General features: G+C 70.5%; 1 protein-coding gene. It reads right to left on the bottom strand.

Going from position 1 to position 237, the window contains the following annotated elements; all coding sequences use genetic code 11:
* The coding region (locus tag APY03_RS24755) for an XF1762 family protein (RefSeq protein ID WP_332307395.1) at positions 1–237 on the bottom strand (237 nt) is incomplete at both ends.

The raw sequence follows: 237 nt of genomic DNA, 5'->3' as shown, positions 1-237 counted from the left end.
ATCAGCCGCCAGCCGGCGGCGCGCAGGCTGGCGCCGCCTTCGTCGGGTAAGGTGTAGGTGATCAGGCGGATGTAGCCCAGCGACTTTGCCGCCTGCCAGGCCGCGCCGTATAGCTTGCTGCAGGCGTTGGGTGTGCCGCCGGTGCACAGCCGTGTGACTTCCAGTGTCCAGCCATCGTCCAGGTGCCGCGCGACCGGCCGGCCGACGATGGCCACGCCGCGGATCAGGTCGCTGTCG

The organism is Variovorax sp. WDL1 (genome assembly GCF_001541225.1).
GTDB lineage: Bacteria > Pseudomonadota > Gammaproteobacteria > Burkholderiales > Burkholderiaceae_C > Variovorax.
Note: the sequence above shows the minus strand (reverse complement) of the source record. Positions and strands in the feature narration are given on the sequence as shown.